Here is a 6,135-nt window from a genome sequence, read left to right as displayed (position 1 = left end):
GTACCTTTGTCTTCGGGTCTGATCCAAATAAACAATATTTTCCTTGGTGACCCACCAAATAGTTTAGATCGATTTGTCGCAAATGTTCCAAATGAAATAGGCAGCTACTCAATAAGCGAAGAACAAAGCATTGGTGAGATTAATATGACTTTGCGATTTCAAGAAAATGGAGGTGCATATGTTTATTCTCTACCTTCATCATTCTTAGGAAATAATATTATAATAAATGTGAATAAAACAGCCGAAAACCCAGGTGATTTTATTGATATTAACTTCAGTGGTGAGATATTTTTTTCTACTGGTATAATACGAACGGTCGTAGGTTCTGCGCATGTAAAAAAAACTGAATAATGAAAAAAAAGCCTTCTCAATTGAGAAGGCTTTTTTGTTTTATAAAGTATAGGTCATCCTAAAGGTGATGAAGCGTGGCTGTATAAAGGTCTCTTGACTAAATACCGAAATATCACTAGCACCATTACTAACATTAGAATCGATATCTAAAATATTAGAAGCTCTTAACGAGTACTCCCACTTAGCATCTCTATCTTTTCTGTAACGTAAAGACGCATTCCATGTTCTAAATACATTGGTCTGTCCATTACTCTCCTGTTCGTTATAGGCAAAATCTGTAATAAAGGTTATTGAATCCCAGATGTAAGCATCAAACCGAATCGATGGCGCTCTAGTAATAAACTTCGTGGTATTGTCACCTTGTTCATTATCACTAACAGTATATCTGTAACGTAACCTTACATTTGGTGCTTCTCTAAAGTTTGTGCGTATTTCTGGTGAGTAGGACTGCGTAAAACTCTCATTTAAAGATTGACGGCCTTGAACAAACTGATTTAATTTGGAATAATTAAAATTCGCACCTAAACGCCCTCTAAACTTTCCAAAGGTACGCTCAACCCTTCCAAAAAATGTTGCACTTTCATCTGCAAACTGAGAATTAAAAAATGAACTTGTTCTAATAACACTCTCAAAATTTGTTAAAGATCGTATCTGATCTATATTCTTATTGTAATTTATAAATGCGAAAACATTCGTATAATTAAACAAATTAAAACTTGTATAGCGCAATGATAAATTGTGAGAAAGCGCATTCGTGAGTTCTGGGTTACCAAACTGAATGCTGTTGAAATTATTTAAAACTAAGCCCTCTGCTATATTGGTAACGTCTGTGAATGTATTTTGCATTCTATAATTAAACGTTAGAGTCTCACTTTTCTTAAATTGAATTAAGGCTTCAAAATCTGGTAAGACATCAAAAAAATTATCCTTAAAATTATTACCAAGTTGTGTGTTCTGGTTGCTATAGGCATGGAAAGACAGACCTGGTGTAAAGGTGAATTTTCCTGTTTTGAGCCTGTAATGCACGCCTAAGTACACATCGCTAAACGTGTAATCTACATTTGAATTGGATGCAGATAAGAGATTACCATCCAAATCTGTTATGTTTGGTGTAGGATCTAAACGCGATCCATCGTCTAAAAACTGAAAGATATCTGAGTCGAACTTTTGGTTGCTGTAAATGGTACCTAAAGTTAAGTTAATATTGCTTTTTGAGTTAAGTATATTGTAATAATCTAACTTCGCATCTAACTGATTCGTTTTTACACGACGGTCTTGATTTAAATTATAACTGAGCTGATCTAAATCTAAACCTAAACCCGCTGCTGTATTATCAAAAGCATCATTGTCTGGATCTGTATTGTTTGTTGGATCATTAACCAATATAGCATTATAAAACGGATCCTCATCACGAATTAAATGCTGAGCTTCTAGTGCAAAAATATTATTCTCGTCTAATGTATAGTAATAATTTAAATTTTGATTAATACTATATGGATTTACCTGATCAACTTGATTGGTACCGCCAACCACAGAAGAGAATAAATTCTGACGTTCTTCATCATCTGAAGTACGTGCTAAGATATCATAGTCTAATTGATTGTTAACATTTGGCTTGTAAGAGGCACTCAACTTAGTTATAAATTGATTAGAAGCTTCCCTACCAATGGACACAGTTGATTCGTCTGGTGGAATTGAAGCAGACTCGTCAATTGGTGTATTTGGGTCATCTTCTACTTCGATATAATCGAAGAAGCTTTCTTCACGTGTTCTTAAACGGCTACTGTTATAAATTAAGAACCCACTCAAATCCAAAGCCTTATTCGGCGAATAACTAAAGTTAGCAGAACCAAGCTTTGTCACTACTTCTTGTGAATTGGCAATACTTGTTAAACCTCCAAGACCATTATCCCCTAAATTAATATTTGTACCACTAGAGCGACTCGGTAATCTAAAACCGCCACCAAAACCTCTTAGATCTCTATTATTTAAGGCAACCTCTCCTATATTGTTAATATCACCTATAAGGTTAATACTGTATTTAGGACTGTAATAAAATAACTTTGGCTGCACTAAATACAACTCATCATTGGGAGAGGGTGCAGTACCTGCACCAGCGGTAATATCCCCAAACCAAAAGTTCTTTTTCCCCTCTTTAAGTTTTATGTTAATAGCGATATTATCTTGATTGTTCTGAACTCCCCTTAATTGGCCAACCTCAGCATAATTTCTAAGTACTTGTACTTTGTCCACTGCATTAGACGGAATATTCTTAGTCGCTAATTTCGTGTCGCCATCAAAAAAATCTTTTCCTTCTACCGTAATTTTAGATACTGTCTTACCCTCAACCTCTATTTGACCATCCTCATTGATTTCAACCCCGGGTAATTTTTCTAATACGTCTTCTAATTTTCGTTCAGAACCATTCTTAAAAGAATCCGCGTTATAAATAAGTGTATCTCCTTTAATCGTCACAGGCATTTCATAGGTGAGCTCTACAGCATCTAATGAATTATCTGGTACTAGTGTAAAATTCTTATCAACATTGGATTCCTTAGTGGAGAAGATTTCTTCAAAGGTCTTGTAACCAATATAACTTACTTGAAGTTTATACTTACCGTTTTTACCTAAAGACAAAATATACTTTCCCTTGTCGTTAGTTACAGCATAAGATTCTAATGCGTTTGTTTCTTGATTGATGGCTATGACATTAGCCAATTCCAGCGGTGTTCCAATACTGTCTTTTACAACACCTTGCATCCTAATTTGAGCAAAAGAACTTCCTGTTACTACTATGCATAGTAGCAATAAAAATTTTTTCATCGGTAAATATGTGTTTGGTTTGTTTAGTTTCTTCCGCGACCGCCACGTCCTCCTCGGCCGCCATACATTTCGCGCATTTCTTGCATCTTCTTGGTTATAATCTCATTGTACTCAGCTTGTGTAACCTCGTCTCCCTTTTCTGGTTTTTCGATTTCTTCTTTCTCTTCTGGGTTCATTACAATTTTAGTACACAAAATAGTAGTTCTGTCAGCACTGACTTCTAAAATTAACCCTGGTAGTCCCCAGTAATCATCCGGCCCTTGGCTAATAGGAATTTGAAGGGTATACCACGCTACAACTTCTACTGTTTTTGGAGTTTCAATGTCACTTAACGGATCGTTGTCATCTTTCTTTTCTGAATTATCTGCTACGTCACCCTCTTTCTTTTCCTTTTTGTTGGTAGCTCTATCACCACCTCGTTTTGGTCGCATACTTCTCCAATCAAACTCATCTACAGTTTTAGTTGCGGTAGCTTTAAAGCACATATAATTTCCAATTTTCTTGGTTTCAGTACCCATTTTCCACTCAAGCCCTTTAAGCTCATCTTTTATGAGGAACTGCTTACCAAAAAACTCGCGATCTTGCAGTAATTGTTTAGATTTTACATTTTTATATTTTGGGCCACCTGTAAAACTACTTGAAAAACTCCCCCAACCTCGCCCTTGTCCTGGAGCTTCTAGACGCTCTTCTTCTTTATAGACGGACTCTTCCTTATTGAAGGTGAGCACAAATTCTTTTTCTAGCATAGTTTTCATACGTTCTTCAATACGCTTGCGTTGCTCAGGACTTATCTCTCGACCTCCCCATTGATCTAAGTCCATAGTGGTCTTAGACATGTAATACGCTTTACCCTGAAAATCTTGTTGTGCAAACGAGACTATACAAAAACTTAAGCATAGTAATGTGGTAAGTTTTAAAAGTGGTTTCTTCATATTATATGATTATTGTTGATAAACAAATGTAGACTAATCATCTAACAATTTTTTCAGAGCAGTTACATTCAATTTAAAGGTTTATGTTCCAGTAAGACTTATTTAGATGCGAAACGTAAAATATAATTGCGTTAAACTTCTGTTAATAAATTAACCACGTCTTCTACCCATTCTATTATTTCTGAATTCTTTCATTTTTTCGACAATAGTCTCTTGGTATTCGACCTTTGTCACTTCTTTACCCTTATCTGGTGCTATAATTTCAAGTTTCTCTTCTGGATTCATTACAATTTTAGTACAAAGCATAGTGGTATTACCTGCGCTCACTTCTAAGATTAAACCTGGTAAACCCCAGTATTCTAGAGGGCCGTGTCCAACAGGAATTTGTGGTGAATACCACGCCTCAACATCAGTCATTGGTACTGTGTTTTCTTTAGCCTCATCAGCATTCTCTCCATTTGCCTCTGTATCAGTATTTCCATTATTAAGACGGCTCCATGAAAAATCATACCATGCTAATTCTGATGTAGGGATTGACGCTGTAGCCTTAAAGCACATATAATTTCCGATTTGTTTAGATTCCTTACCTAATTTCCATTCTATCTTCTGTAACTCGTCTTTCACTAAAAACTTCTTACCGTAGAACTCTTGACTTTGAATCTGCGAATTAGTTTTAACGTTCTTATATTGTTTACCTGGCGCAAAATTCTTACCCCAAGAATCTGTTGCCCCAGACATAGCGTCTAACTTTTCGTCTTCATAAAACAAAGCTTCTTCTTTATTAAAAGTTAAGATATACTCCTTTTCTAATCTATTTTTAAGACGCGCTGCTACTTGTTTCTTTTGTGCTTCGCTAAGACGTGCTCCCCATCTCCCAAGTTCCATTTTCGCTTTGGAAATATAATAGGCCTGACCTTGGAAGTCATCTGAAGGCTTTGACGTTATTAGATTTAAACTTGTAAAAGTTTCTGAGGCGCTACTTAAGAGAAATAAAGCAAGAACAACGGTGGATTTTAAGAATAATGATTTCATGAATAAACAGTATTAGTTAAATATAATGTTGAACAAATATATTTATTCATTAAACAAAAAACCTCTAGTTTATCATAAAATTAACAAAGCCAGTGCATCAGGATTTATCCCCCTTTAGAAATACTAAAGCTAGAACCATTTTGATCGTCACCACCTCTTGGTCTATAACGCTCCATCATTTCCTTAGCCTTTTTCTCCATGATTTCCTCGTACTTTTCCTGTTTGACCTCTTTTCCTTTTGTAGGCTCATTAATCTCTACTTTTTCTTTTGGATTTAATACAATCTTACTGCATATAATCGTTAACTTACCATCGTGAATTTCCAAGATTAAGCCAGGTAATCCTTGATAATCATCCGGACCGTTATTAACAGGGATTTGAGGTGTGTACCACGCTGTCACTGTACGTTCCTCCATTTCTGGTTCGGTATCCAAATCAATGTCTTCTTTCTCATCATCAGCACTCCTCAAAACCTCTCTAACCTTAGGCACCATCTTAGTGTAAGTAGCTTTGTAGCACTGGTAGTCTCCAATAAACTTACTTTCAGAGCCTAATTTCCAATCTATTTTTTCGATATTATCTTTTACTAAAAAGATCTTTCCATAGGTATCCACCTGTTGCGAAAAGCGTTGCTCTTTAGTGTTTTTATAAAGTACATCCGTTCCACCTCCTGCACCAATCATAACTACTTGAAATTCTCCACCACCAACTTGCGGCTTACTGAGTTCCTCATCTTGTTTATAAACAGATTCTTCCTTATTAAAGGTGAGCTTAAAGGTCTTTTGAAACTGTTTTTTCATCATTTCTACCATTTGGGCATGCATGCCTGCATCCATTTTGGCACTATCGATTTTAATATCGACTTGACGCTGTGTTTTATAAGTCGCCACACCCTGAAAATCTTGAGCATTAACAGTTGAAATAACCGCTGTTAATGCCAAGACTACAACTCTAATAATTGTTATCATTTGATTGACTTTTATTGATTTTTTTTATT

The 6,135-nt window shown here is 35.6% G+C and carries 5 protein-coding genes; 1 reads left to right on the top strand and 4 read right to left on the bottom strand.

Going from position 1 to position 6,135, the window contains the following annotated elements; genetic code table 11:
• The coding region (locus HRU49_RS08675; protein ID WP_296356200.1) for a hypothetical protein at positions 1–351 on the top strand (351 nt) is incomplete at its 5' end.
• Between the two features lie 39 nt (positions 352–390).
• Here the strand turns inward: HRU49_RS08675 and HRU49_RS08670 are convergent.
• The 4 genes from HRU49_RS08670 to HRU49_RS08655 form a co-directional block, all read right to left on the bottom strand.
• Positions 391–3,174 carry a carboxypeptidase regulatory-like domain-containing protein gene (locus tag HRU49_RS08670; RefSeq protein ID WP_296356198.1) on the bottom strand — a complete coding sequence of 928 codons (2,784 nt, stop codon included), beginning with the start codon at positions 3,172–3,174 and terminating at the stop codon, positions 391–393.
• A 23-nt stretch (positions 3,175–3,197) separates the two neighbouring features.
• Positions 3,198–4,106: a GLPGLI family protein gene (locus HRU49_RS08665; protein WP_296356196.1), complete on the bottom strand. Its 909-nt coding sequence runs from the start codon at positions 4,104–4,106 to the stop codon at positions 3,198–3,200.
• A gap of 150 nt (positions 4,107–4,256) precedes the next feature.
• The gene (locus HRU49_RS08660) at positions 4,257–5,138 is read right to left on the bottom strand and encodes a GLPGLI family protein (RefSeq protein WP_296356194.1); all 882 of its coding nucleotides are present in this window, start codon (positions 5,136–5,138) and stop codon (positions 4,257–4,259) included.
• Positions 5,139–5,242: 104 nt separating this feature from the next.
• A complete protein-coding gene (locus tag HRU49_RS08655; RefSeq protein ID WP_296356192.1) occupies positions 5,243–6,106 on the bottom strand; it encodes a GLPGLI family protein in 864 nt (287 codons plus the stop codon).
• Positions 6,107–6,135 lie beyond the last annotated feature (29 nt).

Source organism: Winogradskyella sp. (genome assembly GCF_013213975.1).
Classification (GTDB): domain Bacteria; phylum Bacteroidota; class Bacteroidia; order Flavobacteriales; family Flavobacteriaceae; genus Winogradskyella.
This window is presented reverse-complemented; position numbering and strand designations above follow the sequence as displayed.

Coding starts and splice junctions, on each gene's coding strand:
- HRU49_RS08665 (WP_296356196.1), bottom strand. CDS start 4,106: ATGAAGAAACCACTTTTAAAACTTACCACATTACTATGCTTAAGTTTT.
- HRU49_RS08670 (WP_296356198.1), bottom strand. CDS start 3,174: ATGAAAAAATTTTTATTGCTACTATGCATAGTAGTAACAGGAAGTTCT.
- HRU49_RS08660 (WP_296356194.1), bottom strand. CDS start 5,138: ATGAAATCATTATTCTTAAAATCCACCGTTGTTCTTGCTTTATTTCTC.
- HRU49_RS08655 (WP_296356192.1), bottom strand. CDS start 6,106: ATGATAACAATTATTAGAGTTGTAGTCTTGGCATTAACAGCGGTTATT.